Here is a 19,151-nt window from a genome sequence, read left to right as displayed (position 1 = left end):
GTAGGATTCGCTTTCGCGAAAGCGAGATCCCTCTAATTAATAATAAAAATTTATACCTATTCTGAATTCATACTGTTTGGATTCTTAATTTTTAAGATATGAGTAATAATTTAGTAGTACCTACAGCAGCAGAATTTATAGCGCAAGGCAAACAACCAGAGGTTTTGTTTTGGGTAGGATGCAGCGGTAGTTTTGATGATAGAGCAAAGAAAATAACAAAGGCTTTTGTAAAGCTTTTAAATAAGGCAGGTGTAGAATTTGCAGTTTTAGGAGCAGAAGAAAGTTGTTCTGGAGATCCTGCAAAACGTGCTGGTAATGAGTTCTTATTCCAGATGCAAGCCATGATGAATATCGAGGTGTTGAATGGATATGGTATTAAAAAAATAGTAACGGCATGTCCACACTGTTTTAATACGCTTAAAAATGAATACCCAGAATTAGGCGGTAACTATGAAGTAGTACACCACACTTCTTTTCTTAAAGATTTAATCGCAGACGGTAAATTAACTATCGAAGGTGGGAAATTTAAAGGTAAAAAAATCACATATCACGATCCATGTTATTTAGGCCGCGCAAATGAGATTTATGAAGCGCCACGTGATTTAATAGAAAAACTAGACGCAGCACTTATAGAAATGAAACGCAGCCGTCGCAACGGTTTATGTTGTGGTGCTGGTGGTGCACAAATGTTTAAAGAACCAGAAGAAGGTAATAAAGACATAAACGTAGAACGTACAGAAGAAGCGGTAGATACTGGTGCAGAGATTATTGCTGCAGGATGTCCTTTCTGTAACACAATGATTACAGACGGTGTTAAGGCAGTAGAAAAAGAAGGTCAGGTAGAGGTAATGGATGTAGCAGAATTAATAGCAAGCGCAGCAGATTTATAAATGAGAAATTTATTATTACTTAGTATCGCATTTCTTGCAACAGTAGTTGTAAATGCACAGGAATTTGACAAAGAAGCAATAACAAAACTATCTAATGGTGTTTGTGAATGTATTGAAGGTAAAGAAGGTCTTGATACAAGAGAAAAAGCAGAATTAGAATTTGGTCGTTGTATCATGCAAGTGTATTCAAATGATCAGGAATATTTTAATGAAAAAGGACTTGATATAACAAATCCGCAGAAATCTCTTAACATAGGAAAGCAGGTAGGTGTAACACTAGCATCAACATGTGAAGAGGCTTTACCTATTTTTATGATGATAGCTAGAGATGTTAGACAAGCACAAGTATCATCTGAAGAAGAAGAATACGATGAGCAAGAATACATCGAGTTTACAGGTAAAATAGTAAAATCTGACGATAAGAAATTCACCACTTTTGAAATAAAAGATGAAGACGGCCGCAGACATAAAGTTTTATGGCTTACTTATGTGGATAATGACGAGTTACTAGAAGACGCTGTAAAGGGTAAGAAATCTTATGTATTTACCGCAATGGAACTCGATATTTATGACCCACGTATAGGGGAATACCGCAACATGTTAGTTCTGGATAGAATTGATACAATAGAAGAGTAATTGAAAGAGAAATTAGATTATAAAAGTATTGTGTTATCAGGAGCATTCGGTGGTCTTGTGTATGCCATAATCATGTCTATATTTTATCAAATTACTGAAGATACAGGTTTTAGCATTCTCAAGTTTGCTGTAGATTTTATAATGTTCGGTTTATTAGTAGCTGGTATTATATGGTGGTCCATGAGAAATAGCAGTAAAAATAAAAAATAATGAGTTTATTTAACTTTGATAGAGTGCCAGTAAAGACACGTTTTATCTACGCATTATTAAGCTCTGGTTTAACTACTTTATTTTGTTACATCATATTTACCGTTTTTGATATGGCAGACTTTGATTGGGGATACTACATTTTCTTTTTCATAGCGATGTTTATCTTTGGCTTTTTTAGTTCTGGTTATTCCATAAATAAAAAGAAAAAGTAATGTTTACAAATAAACAGAATAGAGCATCTCTTAAAGCGAGATTGATTTATACCATTACGGTTACGGTAATATTTACTTGTATTATGGAGTCGTATGATTACTTTTTTGATGACGAGCCCTTTAACCTCAAGGCTTCTTTGCTCTCTTCTCTTTTGTTTGGGGTTTTATTATTTTTAATGAGTTACTTTACTTTAAAAGCAAAAAAATAAATTATGCACGCAAATTTCAAAGATCTTCCAGACGATGCTAGAGTATGGATTTACCAAGCAAATAGACCTTTTACAACTGATGAGATCAATGAGCTAAAACCACAAATGGATAATTTTTTACAGAAGTGGACTGCTCATGGTAAAGATCTTAGAGCAGGTGTAGACTATCCATATAATAGATTTATAGTGATAGGTCTGGACCAGTCAGAGGCTGGAGCGACAGGTTGTTCTATAGATGCAAGTGTGCGTTTTATACAGTCTATAGAAAAAGCATATCGTGTGGATTTAATGGATAAGATGAATGTTACTTTTAAAAATGGGCAGTATGTCGCACATAAAGATCTAGCAGATTTTAAAAAAATGTGTAAAGCAAAATCGGTTTCTCCTAAAACCATAGTTTTTAATAATCTAGTAGAAACAGTAGGAGAATATAAAGAACACTGGGAAGTACCGGCAAGCGATAGCTGGCATTCTAGATTTTTCTAGAAAACTCCTTTTGTTATGACTAGAGTAATCGCCTTTATCGATAAATTTAAAGTGGTTATAGCGATCTCCATGATATTGATCATGATATCGACAGTTAGTTTCAGTTACCTGAATGCTAAAAGTTCTGAAGAGTGTTTAGAAACAGCACAATTTATCTGTCCAGACGGTATTGCGAGTTATCATCACAGCAGTGATTTTTTTGAAGGAGATAGTTGCACTTGTGAGTGTCTTTAAGGTATAATTTTAGTTCATAAAACAGTTAAAAACCAGCTTACTTTTAAGCTGGTTTTTTTATGCAGTCCTTTTGTTTTTCGGTATCTTTCGAGTAAGGAACGATTCTTGGTTTCCTTATTTAAAATTCTGGATATATTATATGAAATTTAAAAATGCATCATTGCTTTTGGTAGTGTTAGCTTTCGCGAAAGCGTACACATCACAAGCGCAATTAACTAATAACAAGCCTCTTATTGCTGCAGATTCTATCGCCCAAATGCATTGGGTAGATAGTGTTTATAACAGTCTATCTCAAAAAGAAAGGATAGGGCAGCTGTTTATGGTAGATATGTTTTCTAATAAAGGAAAAGCTCATGAAGACCATGTGCGCAATCTGGTAGAGAAACATAAAATAGGTGGTGTTATTTTTTCTAAAGGTGGTCCTGTAGAACAAGCTTATTTAACTAACGAGTTACAAGCAAAATCTAAGACTAAAATGTTAATCGCAATGGATGCAGAATGGGGTCTCTCCATGCGTCTAGAAGATACGTATGCTTTCCCATGGAATATGACGCTGGGTGCAACGCCAGGTAATACTTCTAGTTATGAAGTGGGACAGCGTATAGGTGAGCACTGTAAAAGACTGGGCGTTCATATCAATTTTGCTCCTGATGTAGATATCAATACAAATCCTAAGAACCCTATTATAGGGAATAGAAGTTTTGGTGAAGACATGTACAATGTGACGGATAAAGCTGGTGCTTTTATGAAAGGAATGCAAAGTACTGGTACACTAGCTTGTGCAAAGCATTTTCCTGGTCATGGAGATACAGATCAAGACAGTCACAAGACGTTGCCTACGGTAGATTTTAGTGCAGAGCGTATAGATAGTGTAGAATTATATCCTTATAGAAAGTTGATTAAGGAAGGTATGGCTAGTGTGATGATAGCACATTTAAATATACCTAGTCTAGAACCTCGTGCTGGTTATCCTACAAGCATAAGCCATAAAGTGGTGACCGATATATTGAAAACTAAATTAGGTTTTAACGGTCTTATTTTTACTGATGCTCTTAATATGAAGGGTGCAAGTAACTTCAGCGCACCTGGAGAGATTGATCTTGCAGCTTTTAAAGCTGGTAATGATGTCTTGCTTATTTCTGAAAATATACCGAAGTCTATCGCAAAAATCACAGAAGCAATTGCAAGTGGTGATGTAACAGAAGAACGCCTAGCTTATTCTGTAAAGAAAATTTTAATGTCTAAGTATGTGGTAGGTCTTCATGAATACAAGCCTATTGTTATTTCTAATCTAGTAAAGGATTTAAATACAGAGCAAGATGACGTGGTGTATGAAAATGCTATATCTAAGGCAATTACAGTACTGAAAAATAAGAATAATATCTTACCTCTTCAAAACCTAGAAACTAAAAAAATCGCTTATGTGGAATTAGGAGATGATAGTGGAGATGTGTTTTTTAAAGAATTGAATAGGTATACTAATGTCGATAAGGTAGTAGCAGATAAGTTAAATGTGCTACTTACTATGCTAGAAAAATACAATACGGTTATTATAGGGCTGCATAGAAGTAATGCAAATCCATGGAAATCATACCGATTAAAACAGCACGAGCTAACGTGGTTGTATGAAATAGCAAGAAAACACGATGTAGTTTTTGATGGTTTTGTGAGACCCTATATGCTAGATCAGATTAAAACTACCGAAAACTTTGAGGGTATAGTCATGTCTTATCAAAATAGCAAAATGAGCCAAGAGGTGAGTGCGCAAATTATTTTTGGCGCGAGAGATGCTGTAGGTACATTGCCAGTAAGTTCTGGATTATTTAATGTTAATGATGGTATTAAAGTAAAGAATGTGAAGCGACTTTCTTATGGACATAATCCATCTAGTGTAGGGTTAGACTCTCGTATGGTGGCAAAAATAGATAGTATTGCTAAGTATACCATAGATGGAAAAGGAGCGCCAGGTATGCAAATTTTAGTGGCTAGACACGGTAAAGTGATTCTAGATAAAACATATGGTTACCATACTTATAATAAAAAAAGCAAAGTAAATGAGAGTGATGTGTACGATATCGCATCGGTTACTAAAATTCTGGGAACATTACCGCTGGTTATGGAGTTAGAAGAGTCTCATGTAGTATCTCTAGACGATTCTATTTCTAAATTAGATATAGACTTGACTAGTTCTAATAAAGAACAAATCACGGTAAAACAAATGCTGTCACATTATGGTCGTTTTAAGCCATGGATACCGTTTTATATCTACACGCTAGATTCATTAACTAAACTGCCGTTATCAAAATACTACAGCAATGGACCGCAGCAAGGGTTTGATATACAGGTGGCAAATGGAATGTACACAAATATACAGGTACAAGACACGATATTTAATCGTATTAAAACAAGTGATTTAAGAAAAAAGCTAGAATATAAGTACAGTGATCTTCCTTATTACTTAATGAAAAAATATATTGAAAAGCATTATAATAAAAACCTAGATGAATTAACTCAGAATCATTTTTATGAATCTCTGGGTATGAATCGTACTGGATATTTACCACGTGACAAATTTCCTTTGAATCAAATTGTTCCTACAGAAAACGATACCCTTTTTAGAAGACAACTCGTACATGGTTATGTACATGATCAAGGCGCTGCCATGCAGGGCGGAATAGGTGGTCATGCAGGATTATTTTCTACAGCAAATGATGTGGCAAAAATGATGCAAATGTACATGCAAGGCGGTACCTATGGTGGTAGACAGTATTTTACACCAGAAACCATAGATAAGTTTAATACCTGTTATTACTGTGAAAACGATGTGAGACGTGGTGTAGGATTTGATAAACCACAATTAAAAGTATCTGGACCTACTTGTGGTTGTGTAGGTAAAAGTAGTTTTGGTCACAGTGGATTTACCGGTGCTTACACCTGGGCAGATCCTGAAGAAGAAATAGTTTATGTATTTTTATCTAACCGCGTGCATCCAGATGCTGGAAACAGGTTTATCATTAAAGAAAATATAAGAACTAACATACAGCAAATAATCTATGACTCGATCATAGACTAAAAATATACTAATGAAACTAGCTATAGTTTGTTATCCTACCTTCGGTGGTAGTGGAGTAGTTGCTACCATGTTGGGTACCGCACTCGCTCAACGTGGGCACGAAGTTCATTTTGTTACTTATAAACAACCGGTACGACTAGAGTTGTTATCTAGAAATATATTCTTTCATGAGGTAAATGTAGAAGAGTATCCTTTATTTCATTACCAGCCCTATGACCTTGCATTATCTAGTAAACTGGTTAATGTAGTTCAAGAATATGGCATAGAATTACTTCATGTACATTATGCCATACCGCATGCTTATGCAGGTTACATGGCGCAACAAATGTTAAAAGAACAAGGCATCATAATACCTATGGTCACCACGTTGCATGGTACAGATATTACACTGGTTGGTAACCATCCTGTTTATAAGCCTTCGGTTACTTTTAGTATTAATAATAGTGATGCGGTTACATCTGTATCAGCTAGTTTAAAGAGAGATACATTAAAGCTTTTTGACATAAAGAAGGAGATAGATGTAGTTCCCAATTTTATAGATATGTCTTTGTATAAGACCGAGTTTAAGGATTGTGACAGGTCTGTAATGGCTTTTCCAGAAGAGCGCATTATCACTCATGTATCTAACATGCGCCCAGTTAAAAGGGTGATGGATATTATCAAAATATTTGAGAAGGTTCAAAAAGAAATCCCTTCTATACTCATTATGGTAGGTGATGGCCCAGAACGATTTGCTGCAGAAGAATATGCAAATAAAGCAGGCTTAAAAATGAAAATTAAGTGGGTAGGAAACAGTACAGAAATAGACCGCATCCTTTGCTTTTCGGACTTGTTTTTATTGCCTTCAAAAAAAGAAAGTTTTGGACTCGCAGCGCTAGAAGCTATGGCAAATCGCACACCAGTAATTTCTTCTAACACCGGTGGTCTTCCAGAGGTGAATGAAGATGGTGTTTCTGGTTTTACAAGCAATGTAGGTGATATAGATGAGATGGCAGCAAATGCTATTAAGATCTTAAAAGATGATCAGGTTTTAAGTGATTTTAAGAATGCCGCTTTCGCGAAAGCGGAACAATACGACATACTAAATATAATACCACAATATGAAAAATTATATGAAAACGTGCTTGCTGGCACTAAGCCTAATTAGTCTAAGCTCGTGCTGTAGCAAAAAAGAATTAGTGAACCAGACTCTTAAATCTGGCGGCGAGGATTTTATTACTATTCTTAAAGAAAGCAATACTAATATTACAGTAGAAAGTGCTTATGTGATTGATAATGAAAAAGAGTTAGTAGCACTTTATGAGCAATTAAATGAAACGAGATCACCACATTTAGAACTACCGGTTATAGATTTTAAAAAGCAGTCTGTTATCGTTGCTGCAATGGGGCAGAAATCTACTGGAGGCTTTTCTTTTACCAAAGTAAAGGTGAACAAGAGTGAAGTAGTCAAATATATAATTTATACTCAATCTCCTGCACCACAAGATATGGTAACCATGGGAATGACAACACCAGGAATAGTACTACTAGCTAACCAGCCTGCCGACTCCATAAAGGTGACTGTTAAATAGTAACAGGAAATATATACCATAAAAAAAAACGGCGATCAGAAATGATCGCCGTTTTTAGTATGTTTATCATACGTCTGTTCTAGAACTGATATCTTATTCCTAAGGCGATATCTAGATCATTTCCATCTCTAAAATCACCAAAGTAAAACTCTGGTCGTACGTCTAGAGAAAGTAGTAATGGAATGTCAAAGTTGTATTCTATACCTACTTGTCCAGCTGCAAAAATGAAAGTTTCAGAATCATCATCAAAGTTGTTTCTTCCAGGGAAATCGTCGTCTAGACTAATAGTTCCTAGTCCACCACCAGCACCTGCATACCAGTTAAAACCACCTTCTATGTTCCACATCCACTGGTATAATCCTGTCGCTTTAAAACCATCAAAATTATCTCCACTTTCATAACCTAGATCTATTTCTAATCTATTGTTATCGCTTAAAGCCCTTTGGTAAGAAATTTCAGTACCAAAACCGTCACCATCACCAGTACGTATTCCTATCGCATTTTTAGAAACTTCTTGTGCTTCACTCATGGCTACTGCACCTATTACTAACATCACTGTAAAAAATACTTTTTTCATAATTGATTTAATTTTTTACAAATATCTACTAGTTAAATTATTGGTTAAGTTTATATATTGTTAATTAAATACGATATGTTCTTAAAAGAAGTTAAGGTTTATCCTTCAAATTCAAAATCCTCACCGCCACCACCGTTGGCACCGCCATTACGAGCATTTTTCTTCTTTTGATTAAATCTATAAACAAAGCTTAAATTCACTTGTCTCTCTCTCCATTGAAATTCACTGTCTGTTGTGAAGTCGTCAGTGATTGTAGTACTTTGTCTTTTACGACTATTAAATAAATCACTTACGTTAAGAGATATTGTAGCATCGTCACCTAAAATGTCTTTACTTGCTGCTAGATTCATAGTAAAAATACCATCGGTAGTCGTTTGTGCATTTTCTGAAGCACCACGATAATTTAATCTAGTCTGCAGATCAATTCCAGATGGGATACTGAATTTTTGGTTCAGTCTAGCAAAGTATGAAGTGTTTTCAAAATCAAAATTTTGACCTCCAAAATCTCCATCGGTAGTTGCTCTGTATAAATTGAAGTCTGTATTAATAGTCCACCATTTAAAAGGTCTGTACATCATAGTTAATTCATAACCTATACGTTCTTGTGTAGATAGGTTTACTGGTGTACGTCTTATGATTGGGTCACCATTATCGGTTACAGCACCTGTGTCTTCTTGAATAAATTCCCAATTATCATCACTACGATTATAATAGATAGAGGTATTAAAAGTAAATTTACTCCATCTTCTTAAATAACCTAAATCTATGGAATTAGTAAAAGTAGGGTCTAGATCTACATTTCCTTGAAACACGTTAGACTCACTAGATCTACTTGGGAAAGGGTTTAAGAAACGTCCTCGAGGTCTTCTTACACGTCTGTTATACCCTAAAGTAATATTTTCACCGTCTTGTAACTCATATCCTAAGTTCAGAGTAGGGAAGAGGCTGCTGTAGTCTTTCTTATCTTCTGTATTACTAGTAGCTTGTTTAATAGTAACATTAGTTTGCTCAAATCTCAAACCTGCAAGGAAAGAAAATTTACCAAATTCTTTACCGTACTGACTATAAACTGCGTTTACTAACTCTTCGTAATCAAAGGTATTGTTAAGTCCAGCATCTGGAAGTAGCGGTCCATTAGGTAAGTCATCTTGTGCTATTTCTTCTAAGAAAAAAGAGTTGCTAATATCACGGTAGTTACCTCTATAACCAGCCTCAAACTGCGTGTCTTCTCCTATAGGTAAAACATAATCAAATTGCGCTGTAGCATTTTGCTCATCTTCATCAGTAAATGTGCGTTCTACATCATTAATTGTGTTAGTAGTAGTTTCAGTTTCTAGAATGTTTGCATTTTGATCACTGATAGAAGTAGAGTACTGTATGCTAGCTGTAATTTTCTGACCATTATCATCTAGATCATTCTTGTAATCAAGAGAGTATTGTACTCTAGTATCGTCTTCAGCTTCAGCCTCTACACGTGTGGTAGCTTCATTTAAATTTCCATTTTCATCCAGACGTTCAATAACGTTTGTGTTCACATCGTCATCATTACCTAGACGGTAAACGATGTTTGCAACTATACTAGACTGGTCATTTATAAAATACTCAGCACCTAGACTTGTAAAGAAGTTTCTACCTAATCGGTCAAAATCACGCTCTTCATTCACAAACGTATTTAATGCCGTACCGACTGGATATTCTGTATTTGTTGTAGAGTTACCAGGAGTCTCTCTGTATCTAAAACCAGTGTTGGTGAAAAAGTTCCATTTTTCAGTACGGTAGTTACCATTGAAAGAAAGGCCTAATTGTGGGTTATAACCAGTATCTAATTGCAGGGTACCGTTAAAACCTAAAAGTTTATTTTTTCTTAGAATTATATTTAAGATACCAGCAGTACCTTCTGCATCATACCTTGCACTAGGTGCTGTTATAACTTCTATTTTTTCAATCGCATCTGCTGGAATTTGTCTTAATGCCTCTGCACCGTTAAATCCTACGAGAGCACTCGGTCTACCATCTATTAAAATAGTAACATCATCATTACCTCTCAACGCCACATTTCCTTCTACATCTACAGATACAGACGGCACGTTATCTAGCACATCACTTGCGCTACCACCACGTACAGTTAAATCTTTCCCTATGTTGTAGATTTTTTTATCAAGACGTATGTCCACAGTAGTTTTTTCTGCTACGATCAGTACACCATCTAACTCTGCAACGTCTTGTTCTAGAGCGATAGTTCCATAATCTTGATTTGCGTCAATAACCTGGCCTGTTTTAATAAGACTTTTAAAAGTGATGTATTCCCACTTAATAGTATAAGTACCAGGAGTAACATTAAATTGATAATTACCATCTAGGTCAGTAACACCACCTTGTGGAGATTTATCAGGAGTAGCACTAATAAATGAAATAGTAGCAAATTCTAGCGCCTCACCAGAAGTTTTATCTACTAATTTACCCTTAATGGTAATGGGATTTGAATTTTGTGAATAACCCAATGTCGCCGTTAACAACAGGAGTAACGTAATAATTTTTTTCATAACAATCTTAAAGTTTCTTCTAAGACGGCAAATCTATCTGAAGGGTTAATCAGACTTTGCTAAAGTTACGTTAAAGCTCGTCACTAGGCTTTTCTTTACTACTTTCCATTAAGAAAGCTTTAAGAAAAGCGTCTATATCACCGTTAAGAACAGCGTCTGTATTACCAGTTTCATGTCCTGTTCTCACATCTTTAATAAGTTTATAGGGATGCAATACATAATTACGTATTTGAGAACCCCATTCTATTTTCATCTTACCAGCTTCTATCTCTTGTCTCGCGGCATTACGTTTTTGCAATTCTATTTCAAAAAGTTGTGATTTAAGCATTTGCATCGCTTTTTCACGGTTTTCTAGTTGAGAGCGCGTTTCAGAATTATGAATTACTATACCAGATGGGTGGTGAGTAAGTATGGCCTTAGTCTCTACTTTATTCACGTTTTGACCACCAGCACCACTAGATCTAGCAAAATCCCAATTAATATCTGCTGGGTTAATGTCTATTTCTATAGAATCGTCTGCAAGAGGATATACATATACAGATGCAAAAGAGGTATGTCGTTTTGCATTAGAGTCAAAAGGAGATATACGTACCAATCTATGTACACCATTTTCACTTTTTAACCAGCCAAAACTATAATCACCTTCTATCTCTAGAGTAACGGTTTTAATACCGGCCACATCACCTGCCTGAAAGTTAAGTTCCTTAACCTTATAACCATTCTTCTCTGCCCACATCATGTACATTCTCATAAGCATCTCTGCCCAGTCACAAGACTCTGTACCACCAGCGCCGGCAGTAATTTGTAGGACAGCACTCATGTCATCACCCTCGTTAGAAAGCATGTTTTTAAACTCTAGCTTTTCAATCAGGTCATTTGTGGCATTGTACTTTGCCATTACATCTTCTTCACTAGCCTCACCTTCTTTAAAGAATTCAAAGAGTACTTCAAGATCTTCTGTAAGAGTTACTGCGGTAGCATAATCTGTAGTCCATTGCTTTTTAGTACGCAATAGTTTCATGATGACCTCTGCATCTTTGGGCGTATTCCAAAAATCTGGTGAAAAGGTCTTCTCTTCTAGGTTAGTTATCTCAATTTGTTTGGCATCAATTTGTAGATAATCCTTCAGTTTTTCAACACGTTCTTGTAATTCTTTAACCTGTTCGGCAGTAATCATAGTTCTATTTTCGGCGATTGCAAAAATAGAATTAAATTCTTTGCCATTATAGATACATATATATGGTATAGATATTATTTTTATCTCGCTTTCGCGAAAGCGTAACTAGAACATAAACATATGATAGATTTAAGAAGTGATACCGTAACAAAACCTAGCAAAGAAATGATGCAAGCCATGTTCCAAGCGGAAGTAGGAGATGATGTGTATAAGGAAGATCCTACGGTTAACGAATTAGAGAGACGTGTTGCAGAAATGTTCGGTATGGAAGATGCCTTGTTTTTTCCTACTGGTAGTATGGCAAATCAGGCGGCTATTAAAATGCATACTCAGCCAGGAGAGCAATTGATATGTGATAAATATGCTCATGTATTTAATTATGAAGGTGGTGGCGCTTCTTTTAATAGTGGTGTTTCTTGTAGATTATTAGATGGCGATCGTGGTATGGTTACGGCAGCTCAGGTAATGGAGGCTATAAATCCGCCAGATTTTTATCACAGTGCTTTAACAACGTTAGTTTGTTTAGAGAATACAACCAATAAAGGTGGCGGTGCCTGTTATGATATGAGCACATTTAAGGAGGTAAGAAAAGTGTGTGACGACCATAATCTAGGACTGCACCTAGATGGAGCTCGTTTATGGAATGCTCTGGTAGCGACCGGTCAGGATCCAAAAGAATATGGAGAAATATTTGATACTATTTCTGTGTGTTTTTCTAAAGGAATGGGGACACCGCTAGGGACCGTTCTCACTGGTAAGAAGGAGATCATGAAAAAAGCGATGCGTGTGCGCAAAGTACTAGGTGGTGGCATGAGACAAGTAGGGTATATGGCAGCAGCAGCTATTTATGCATTAGACCATAATATAGATAGATTAAAACAAGATCACGATAGAGCCAAAGAATTAGGAGAGGTACTTAAAACTTTACCTTATGTTATCAAAGTAGAAGAGGTAGAGACTAATATAGTGATCTTTGAGGTAGAAGATGAATTGCAAGTAATGGATTACTGTAGTAGTAATAATTTGATTATTAGCAATATGGGGCAAGGTAAATTGAGATTAGTAACGCATTTAGATTACACTCATAAGGATCATATTGCGGTAATCCAATTATTTAAGAATTTTATAACAAAACTATAAGACACACTGTTAAAATGTGTTTCATCGATAATATTAGTGCTTTCATCTAAGAGGGGTTATTTTTACTAGGTATTTAATTGGATTACTCTAAATTTAAAAGACCTTTGAACCATAATTATTAATCAAATTTATTCCAAATGAAAAAATTAGTACTATCCTTAGTAGCTATCGCGGCAGGAAGTTTTGCTTTTGCTCAAGATTTACCTACTAACCCAGAGCCAGGTAAATGTTATGTACGTTGTACAACGCCTGACGTTTATGAAAATGAAACTATAAGTTTAGTGGCAACACCAGCTTATAAGACATTAAAAGTTGTTCCTGCAACTTATGAAACTGTTACAGAAAGAGTTCTTGTAAAAGAAGCTTCTAAGAAATTAAGAGTAATTCCTGCAACTTATAAGACTGAAACTAGAACTTACCTTAAGAAACAAGCAGGTTCTACTATTTCTATTACTCCAGCTACTTTTGGTAAAACTACTGAAACTGTAGAGGTGAAGCCAGCTTATGCACAATGGGAAATGAGTTCAGTACCACCAGCAGAATGTACTTCTTCTAACCCAGATGACTGTCGTTACTGGTGTTATAAAGGTTACCCAGCTGAGTATACTACTGTATCTTTAACTACTCTTGCAAGTGATGCATCTTTTAACCGTACTCCAGTAGCTGAGCAGTCAGGTACTTATACTGTACGTGTTGTTGATCAACCAGCTAGAGTTGAAGAAATTGAAATTCCTGCAGAATATGCTAACATTACTAAGACTGTATTAAAGTCTGATGCTTCTACAACTGAAAACGTTGTTCCTTCTACATCTAAGTCTGTATCTCGTGAGAGATTAGTTTCTAAAGGTGGTCTTACTGTATGGTCTGAGGTAGACTGTAAATTAGTTGAGTACAATGGTCTTGCGATCAACTGGGCAACTGGTAGCTCTACATTAACTGCTGCTGACAAAAGAGAAATCGACGCTAAACTTCTTTCTGCTCTTAACAGTACTGCTGGTTCTAAAGTAGAAGTTGCTTCTCATACTGACTCTAAAGGATCTAGAACTTCTAACCAAGCTCTATCTGAAAGACGTGCACAGTCTGTAGCAAACTACCTTATCTCTAAAGGTATCAACGCATCTCGTATCGTAGCTAACGGTTATGGTGAGACTCGTTTAAAGAACAGATGTGCTGATGGTGTTTCTTGTACTGAGCGTGAGCACAGAGCAAACCGTCGTACTGAATTCCGTTTGATCAACAACTAGTCACTAGTTAGTTTCAAAAAAATGTATTAAAAGGGCTGTCGCAAGACAGCCCTTTTTTTTGTTCTGTTTTTTTAAAGTGATAATTCTAACATAGGTTACTTTACATTAAACTCTAGATACAAAAATCACTTTGTAATAATATTTCTGATAGGCAACTATACAAGACCGCTAGTGCCAGTTTTTAACTGGTACCGAGCATTAGCAAAAGAGTAAAGTAAAGAAAGCTAGTAATGTTTTTTTTAAGTCTAAATTTATGTTTTACTTTTATCTAGCGTTTTATAGAATTGATTAAACTCTATTCTTAATTGGTTGGTTTGGTACTCGTTAGAAACGAGCACTAGCGCTAGCAAGGGAAAGGATACTAAAGCTATGACTAAATCTATTATAAATGTAATACTTGAAGTGCATAATAAAAAAATAGAGCCTGAAAGAAATGAAGTTAATATTGATAATACGACTGTTGAAAAAAGAAAAATAAAGCCACAGAAATAATTTGATAAGATAATCCTACCTAAATTAATCGCCTGACGGCTTGACTTTCAAAACAACTATGAAATATGCGTAAATTCAGTTCCTTATTAATTTTTGTATTATTGACTTTATTGATTTCCTGTGAAAAATGTAATGTTTATTATCTAAATAAAGAATATCAATCATCTTTTATGGAGTTAGACTGCGAATTACATGATCATCCAACGAACAGTTCATTAAATATTAGAATTAGGTCTTTAGACTTGAGAAATTTGTACATAGATAGCATAAATATATACCCTATATATAAAGATGTAGACACGTTTATGTTACAAAGGAAGAATAATTTAAACTTTCAATTCGATGTAAATAACAGAATGCAAATGGATGAGATAGATGTCATGGTAAATCTATACTCCAAAGATCTATCTCTAAGAAATGATACATGTGTTTTTTTTAGAAACTTAGTAAGAACTAGAGACTGTTTTACAACAACTGCTTTCCATTAATAGTTTTGTCTCCTGCTGGCACCAGTATCCAAAGCCGCTAGTGCCAGTTTTTAACTGGTATCGAGCATTAGCAAAAGAGTAAAGTAAAGAAAGTTAGTAATGTTTTTTTAAGTCTAAATTTATGTTTTACTTTTATGTAGCGTTTTATAGAATTGATTAAACTCTATTCTTAATTGGTTGGTTTGGTACTCGTTAGAAACGAGCACTAGCGCTAGCAAGGGCTATATTAATACATTTAAATATTTATGATACAGAAATTTTCTCAGAATACTATAAAATACAGCTGAGAATTAACAGACTAATACAACTAATGCAATCTTTGATATGATTAAGGGAATTGAAGACCAAGAGTTGAGAGAATCAAAAAGAAAAGAGTTTGTAGTTAAAATAGGTAAATTATGAAATACATCTTTATATTAATTTTTGGACTGGCCCTAGTTTCTTGTAATAGAAGTAAAGTTAACTATAGTTTAAAGTGTTTACAAATTAGGAATTATGGCGAAAATACTCCTCCGTTTTCAAGCCCATATATAGAAATTCATATTGGCGTAAGTAATTTTTCAAATGAGACGGTAATTATAAAAAATGAGCACAAAAATTTATTTATAACACATAATAAGGACACTCTTTTTTTAGGTAATAAAAATTATTCAAATACTTTTGAAATATCTAATGGAGAAGAAGATGCTTTCTTTTTTGGATCTAATATTGATAAAACCGAATGGGAAATAGAAAAATTAACAGACTTAATAAAACATGGTAGTTTTTATATGAGTAATAAACTTGAAAACCCTTTTATAATCGAAAGGGATTCCGATTTTTCTGAACAATGTCCGATTATAGAAGATATTGAGGATGATTGGTAATGGATCAGAATAGTTGATGGTTTAAAATCCCTTGCTGGCGCCAATACACACAACGGCTAGTGCTAGTTTGTAACTAGTACCGAGTACGAGTAAAAGAGTAAACAAAATCATATTTTCATTAAAGTAATCTCCAAAATAAAGAGATACGTTTTAAAACGCTTGCTTTCTTACAACTCTAACATACGTTGCTTAACATGAAACTCTAGATCTTCAAAAAATGCTCTGAAGTGACGCTCTAGTTCATTGTAATACTTCATTAAATCTATGGGAGCAAAGTTCATTTTACTTCTTCCTTTAGTTCTTTCATTCATTTGATGAAAAATTCTAGAAATACCATCTACAGTTGCATAACTATTAATCCAATTTTGCTCTACCATATAAGGTAAGAATTTTTGTACTTTATCTGGTAAAATACTATAACTATCATGCAAGTCCTTGTAAAAACCTTGCACATATTCATCTAGAGGCTGGTTGTGAAAATCTGACCAGTTTGCAGCTAGAAAATGATCGTAATAAATATCTACTATTACACTGCTCCAGTGTCCATATTCACCTCTTATTAAATCCTTACTTTGTCGTACTATAGGATGTGTGTCTGTAAAAGTATCAATATGTCTATGCAGTATAATTCCTTGTGCCACACGATCAGGAAACATGCTAAAGTTTTTACCTCTGACAGAATCTGCTATAAAATTTCCTATTCTTAACTCTTTGTCTTCTTTTGATAAATATATGTGAGCGAGATAATTCATAGGCTTAATTGGGGATTGCTTTTTAGAAAGATTACTTTTGTTGTAAATGTAAAGTAATATATAATGACTCTTATAAAATCTATATCAGGAATACGTGGTACCATAGGTGGTGCACCTGGCGATAACCTTACACCACTAGATGCTGTAAAATTTGCCAGTGCATATGCTATATGGATCAAAGAAAATTCTGGAAAATCAGCCCCTAAAGTTGTAATAGGTAGAGATGCTAGAATAAGTGGTGCGATGATACAGTCACTGGTGCAAAATACCTTAATAGGTATGGGATGCCATATTGTTGATTTAGGTTTAAGTACCACGCCTACAGTAGAACTGGCTGTGCCTAATGAAAATGCCGATGGTGGTATTATTTTAACAGCAAGTCATAACCCTAAGCAATGGAATGCTTTAAAATTATTAAATAATAAAGGAGAATTCTTAAACGGTGCTGAAGGACAGAAAATACTAGATTCTGCAGAGAAAGAAGATTTCAGTTATGCAGATGTTGATGACCTAGGAACGGTAGAAGTCATAGAAAATTATATCGACAGACATATCAAAATGGTGCTGGATATGCCAGTTACACAAATAGATGCTATAAAAGCAGCTGGTTTTAAAGTTGTTGTAGATGGTGTAAATAGTACAGGTGGTATTGCTATCCCTGCACTATGTAAAGCGCTAGGAGTAGAAGTGGTAGAGTTGTACTGCGATCCTACCGGGCATTTCCCTCACAATCCAGAACCTCTTAAAGAACATTTAGGAGATTTATGTAAAGCGGTAAAGACACACAACGCACACTTTGGTATAACGGTAGATCCAGATGTGGATAGGCTGGCATTTGTAGATGAGACTGGAGAAATGTTTGGAGAAGAATACACACTTGTAGCTTGTGCAGATTATATTCTAGGACATAATAAAGGTAATACCGTTTCTAACCTGTCTTCTTCCAGAGCATTGAGAGATGTGACAGAAAAGCACGGTGGTATCTATTATGCTGCTGCAGTAGGAGAGGTGAACGTCGTTCAAAAAATGAAAGATCAAGGCGCTGTTATAGGTGGAGAAGGTAATGGTGGTATTATCTATCCAGATTCTCATTACGGTCGCGATGCATTAGTAGGTGTTGCTATGTTTCTCTCTTTACTTACAGAAAAGAAAATGAAAGTAAGTGAATTAAGAGCTAGTTACCCATCTTATTTTATGAGTAAGAAAAAAGTACAGCTGGTAAAAGGAATGCCAGTAGATGCTATTTTAGAAGATATTCATACTCAATATAAGAGCGAAGAGGTAACAAGCATAGACGGTATAAAAATAGATTTTGCAGACCAGTGGGTACACATGAGAAAATCAAATACAGAACCTATTATACGTATCTATACAGAAGCACCATCTCAAAAAACAGCAGATGATCTAGCAGATCGTTTTATTGCTGAATTAGAGGTGATAGCTCAACAGCACGCTTAGTATTCTCAAGAGTAGATTTCCATCTCTTGTGAGACCATAAATAATATTCTGGTTGCTTGACGATTTGTTCTTCAAGCAACTGGAAAAATTTATCGGTTATTTCCCAGTCCTTTGTATCTGATCCATTTTTTGATATGGTCACAAATTCCGTCTCGTAATAACCTCGTTTAACTTTCTTTACTTTAAGAAATACTACTGCAGTACCGTGCTCTATAGCAATACGCTCTGCGCCTTTAAAAACTGCACTAGGTTTATTAAAGAAATTAGTAAAATATTGTGCACGTCCAGCTTTAGGAGATTGGTCTGCAATTAATGCAAATAAGGCTGCTTCATTTTCTACAGATTTGCTCATAAGTGCCGTAGCTTGTTTCATTGCTACCATTTCACTATTAAACTTTTTTCTTATGTTAACTATAAGATCATTGAACTTCTTATTTTTAAGAGGTTTATATACCGCATAAACTTTATAATCTAACACGTCATCTAGAACCATAGTCCATTCATAACTAGCTTGATGTCCGAACATTATTATTATGGGTTGTTTCGCTTTCGCGAAAGCGTTAACCATTTCAGGATTGCTACAAGTAAATCTCTTTTTCATAGATTCTTTACTCATTCCCATAGATTTTATCATCTCTATAAAAATGTCGCAAAAGTGTTGGGTGCTTTTTTTAGCTAACCTAGTGATCTCTTTATCGTCCTTTTCTGGAAAAGCAGTTTTGATATTATTCCTAATAACCTCTTTGCGGTAACCGATTACATAATAGGTGATAAAGTAGAAGAAATCACTTATTAAATAGACTATAGGAAAAGGTAATCTAGAGATCACCCAAAGAATGGGGTATATAAGGTAAAAAGCCAAGGCTTGCATCTATGAATTTTAAACAAATATA

The 19,151-nt window shown here is 35.0% G+C and carries 19 protein-coding genes; 14 read left to right on the top strand and 5 right to left on the bottom strand.

The window, feature by feature from the left end:
- Positions 1-98: 98 nt before the first annotated feature.
- The 10 genes from ACJJVJ_RS02890 (at position 99) to ACJJVJ_RS02845 (ending at position 7,521) form a co-directional block, all read left to right on the top strand.
- The gene (locus tag ACJJVJ_RS02890) at positions 99-890 is read left to right on the top strand and encodes a (Fe-S)-binding protein (RefSeq protein ID WP_405368854.1); all 792 of its coding nucleotides are present in this window, start codon (positions 99-101) and stop codon (positions 888-890) included.
- Positions 891-1,526, top strand: coding sequence for a hypothetical protein (locus tag ACJJVJ_RS02885; protein ID WP_405368852.1), 636 nt, complete (start codon positions 891-893; stop codon positions 1,524-1,526). It begins immediately after the preceding gene.
- Positions 1,527-1,736 (top strand): hypothetical protein, encoded by a 210-nt coding sequence (locus ACJJVJ_RS02880; protein ID WP_104515077.1) that lies wholly within the window; start codon positions 1,527-1,529, stop codon positions 1,734-1,736.
- Complete coding sequence (locus ACJJVJ_RS02875) at positions 1,736-1,948, top strand: hypothetical protein (protein WP_104515076.1); 213 nt, start codon at positions 1,736-1,738, stop codon at positions 1,946-1,948. The genes ACJJVJ_RS02880 and ACJJVJ_RS02875 overlap by 1 nt, the downstream gene beginning before the upstream one ends.
- Positions 1,948-2,157 carry a hypothetical protein gene (locus ACJJVJ_RS02870; RefSeq protein WP_146080379.1) on the top strand — a complete coding sequence of 70 codons (210 nt, stop codon included), beginning with the start codon at positions 1,948-1,950 and terminating at the stop codon, positions 2,155-2,157. Before ACJJVJ_RS02875 ends, ACJJVJ_RS02870 begins: the two co-directional genes overlap by 1 nt.
- Before the next feature lie 3 nt (positions 2,158-2,160).
- Positions 2,161-2,643, top strand: a complete 483-nt coding sequence (locus tag ACJJVJ_RS02865; protein WP_348115875.1) for an ABC transporter ATPase — start codon at positions 2,161-2,163, stop codon at positions 2,641-2,643.
- A gap of 15 nt (positions 2,644-2,658) precedes the next feature.
- Positions 2,659-2,877: a hypothetical protein gene (locus ACJJVJ_RS02860; protein ID WP_405368849.1), complete on the top strand. Its 219-nt coding sequence runs from the start codon at positions 2,659-2,661 to the stop codon at positions 2,875-2,877.
- 139 nt (positions 2,878-3,016) lie between these two features.
- Positions 3,017-5,950, top strand: coding sequence for a glycoside hydrolase family 3 N-terminal domain-containing protein (locus ACJJVJ_RS02855; protein ID WP_405368847.1), 2,934 nt, complete (start codon positions 3,017-3,019; stop codon positions 5,948-5,950).
- A gap of 10 nt (positions 5,951-5,960) precedes the next feature.
- Positions 5,961-7,097, top strand: coding sequence for an N-acetyl-alpha-D-glucosaminyl L-malate synthase BshA (gene bshA / locus ACJJVJ_RS02850; protein WP_405368845.1), 1,137 nt, complete (start codon positions 5,961-5,963; stop codon positions 7,095-7,097).
- Between the two features lie 31 nt (positions 7,098-7,128).
- Positions 7,129-7,521, top strand: coding sequence for a protease complex subunit PrcB family protein (locus ACJJVJ_RS02845; protein ID WP_405368843.1), 393 nt, complete (start codon positions 7,129-7,131; stop codon positions 7,519-7,521).
- 79 nt (positions 7,522-7,600) lie between these two features.
- Here the strand turns inward: ACJJVJ_RS02845 and ACJJVJ_RS02840 are convergent, their stop codons facing one another.
- From ACJJVJ_RS02840 to prfB, 3 genes are all read right to left on the bottom strand, one after another.
- Complete coding sequence (locus ACJJVJ_RS02840; RefSeq protein WP_104515071.1) at positions 7,601-8,098, bottom strand: hypothetical protein; 498 nt, start codon at positions 8,096-8,098, stop codon at positions 7,601-7,603.
- 98 nt (positions 8,099-8,196) lie between these two features.
- Positions 8,197-10,641: a TonB-dependent receptor domain-containing protein gene (locus ACJJVJ_RS02835; RefSeq protein WP_405368841.1), complete on the bottom strand. Its 2,445-nt coding sequence runs from the start codon at positions 10,639-10,641 to the stop codon at positions 8,197-8,199.
- A gap of 70 nt (positions 10,642-10,711) precedes the next feature.
- On the bottom strand, positions 10,712-11,818 hold the full coding sequence (gene prfB, locus ACJJVJ_RS02830) for a peptide chain release factor 2 (protein WP_104515069.1): 1,107 nt from the start codon (positions 11,816-11,818) through the stop codon (positions 10,712-10,714).
- Positions 11,819-11,938: 120 nt separating this feature from the next.
- Here prfB and ACJJVJ_RS02825 point away from each other — a divergent pair, with 120 nt between their 5' ends.
- From ACJJVJ_RS02825 to ACJJVJ_RS02815, 3 genes are all read left to right on the top strand, one after another.
- Positions 11,939-12,958, top strand: coding sequence for a threonine aldolase family protein (locus ACJJVJ_RS02825; protein WP_405368839.1), 1,020 nt, complete (start codon positions 11,939-11,941; stop codon positions 12,956-12,958).
- 137 nt (positions 12,959-13,095) lie between these two features.
- Positions 13,096-14,202, top strand: a complete 1,107-nt coding sequence (locus ACJJVJ_RS02820) for an OmpA family protein (protein ID WP_405368837.1) — start codon at positions 13,096-13,098, stop codon at positions 14,200-14,202.
- Positions 14,203-15,580: 1,378 nt separating this feature from the next.
- A complete protein-coding gene (locus ACJJVJ_RS02815) occupies positions 15,581-16,048 on the top strand; it encodes a hypothetical protein (RefSeq protein ID WP_405368835.1) in 468 nt (155 codons plus the stop codon).
- 167 nt (positions 16,049-16,215) lie between these two features.
- Here the strand turns inward: ACJJVJ_RS02815 and ACJJVJ_RS02810 are convergent, their stop codons facing one another.
- Positions 16,216-16,800 (bottom strand): ACP phosphodiesterase, encoded by a 585-nt coding sequence (locus ACJJVJ_RS02810; RefSeq protein WP_405368833.1) that lies wholly within the window; start codon positions 16,798-16,800, stop codon positions 16,216-16,218.
- Positions 16,801-16,863: 63 nt separating this feature from the next.
- Here ACJJVJ_RS02810 and glmM point away from each other — a divergent pair, with 63 nt between their 5' ends.
- The gene (gene glmM / locus ACJJVJ_RS02805; RefSeq protein WP_104515063.1) at positions 16,864-18,258 is read left to right on the top strand and encodes a phosphoglucosamine mutase; all 1,395 of its coding nucleotides are present in this window, start codon (positions 16,864-16,866) and stop codon (positions 18,256-18,258) included.
- Here the strand turns inward: glmM and ACJJVJ_RS02800 are convergent.
- Complete coding sequence (locus ACJJVJ_RS02800) at positions 18,218-19,129, bottom strand: lysophospholipid acyltransferase family protein (protein WP_405368830.1); 912 nt, start codon at positions 19,127-19,129, stop codon at positions 18,218-18,220. The two genes, glmM and ACJJVJ_RS02800, sit on opposite strands and share 41 nt — an antisense overlap.
- Positions 19,130-19,151 lie beyond the last annotated feature (22 nt).

The organism is Nonlabens sp. Asnod2-A12 (assembly GCF_045063745.1).
GTDB lineage: Bacteria > Bacteroidota > Bacteroidia > Flavobacteriales > Flavobacteriaceae > Nonlabens > Nonlabens xylanidelens.
This window is presented reverse-complemented; position numbering and strand designations above follow the sequence as displayed.

Coding starts and splice junctions, on each gene's coding strand:
- ACJJVJ_RS02890 (WP_405368854.1), top strand. CDS start 99: ATGAGTAATAATTTAGTAGTACCTACAGCAGCAGAATTTATAGCGCAA.
- ACJJVJ_RS02885 (WP_405368852.1), top strand. CDS start 891: ATGAGAAATTTATTATTACTTAGTATCGCATTTCTTGCAACAGTAGTT.
- ACJJVJ_RS02875 (WP_104515076.1), top strand. CDS start 1,736: ATGAGTTTATTTAACTTTGATAGAGTGCCAGTAAAGACACGTTTTATC.
- ACJJVJ_RS02870 (WP_146080379.1), top strand. CDS start 1,948: ATGTTTACAAATAAACAGAATAGAGCATCTCTTAAAGCGAGATTGATT.
- ACJJVJ_RS02865 (WP_348115875.1), top strand. CDS start 2,161: ATGCACGCAAATTTCAAAGATCTTCCAGACGATGCTAGAGTATGGATT.
- ACJJVJ_RS02860 (WP_405368849.1), top strand. CDS start 2,659: ATGACTAGAGTAATCGCCTTTATCGATAAATTTAAAGTGGTTATAGCG.
- ACJJVJ_RS02855 (WP_405368847.1), top strand. CDS start 3,017: ATGAAATTTAAAAATGCATCATTGCTTTTGGTAGTGTTAGCTTTCGCG.
- bshA (WP_405368845.1), top strand. CDS start 5,961: ATGAAACTAGCTATAGTTTGTTATCCTACCTTCGGTGGTAGTGGAGTA.
- ACJJVJ_RS02840 (WP_104515071.1), bottom strand. CDS start 8,098: ATGAAAAAAGTATTTTTTACAGTGATGTTAGTAATAGGTGCAGTAGCC.
- ACJJVJ_RS02835 (WP_405368841.1), bottom strand. CDS start 10,641: ATGAAAAAAATTATTACGTTACTCCTGTTGTTAACGGCGACATTGGGT.
- prfB (WP_104515069.1), bottom strand. CDS start 11,818: ATGATTACTGCCGAACAGGTTAAAGAATTACAAGAACGTGTTGAAAAA.
- ACJJVJ_RS02825 (WP_405368839.1), top strand. CDS start 11,939: ATGATAGATTTAAGAAGTGATACCGTAACAAAACCTAGCAAAGAAATG.
- ACJJVJ_RS02820 (WP_405368837.1), top strand. CDS start 13,096: ATGAAAAAATTAGTACTATCCTTAGTAGCTATCGCGGCAGGAAGTTTT.
- ACJJVJ_RS02815 (WP_405368835.1), top strand. CDS start 15,581: ATGAAATACATCTTTATATTAATTTTTGGACTGGCCCTAGTTTCTTGT.
- ACJJVJ_RS02810 (WP_405368833.1), bottom strand. CDS start 16,800: ATGAATTATCTCGCTCACATATATTTATCAAAAGAAGACAAAGAGTTA.
- glmM (WP_104515063.1), top strand. CDS start 16,864: ATGACTCTTATAAAATCTATATCAGGAATACGTGGTACCATAGGTGGT.
- ACJJVJ_RS02800 (WP_405368830.1), bottom strand. CDS start 19,129: ATGCAAGCCTTGGCTTTTTACCTTATATACCCCATTCTTTGGGTGATC.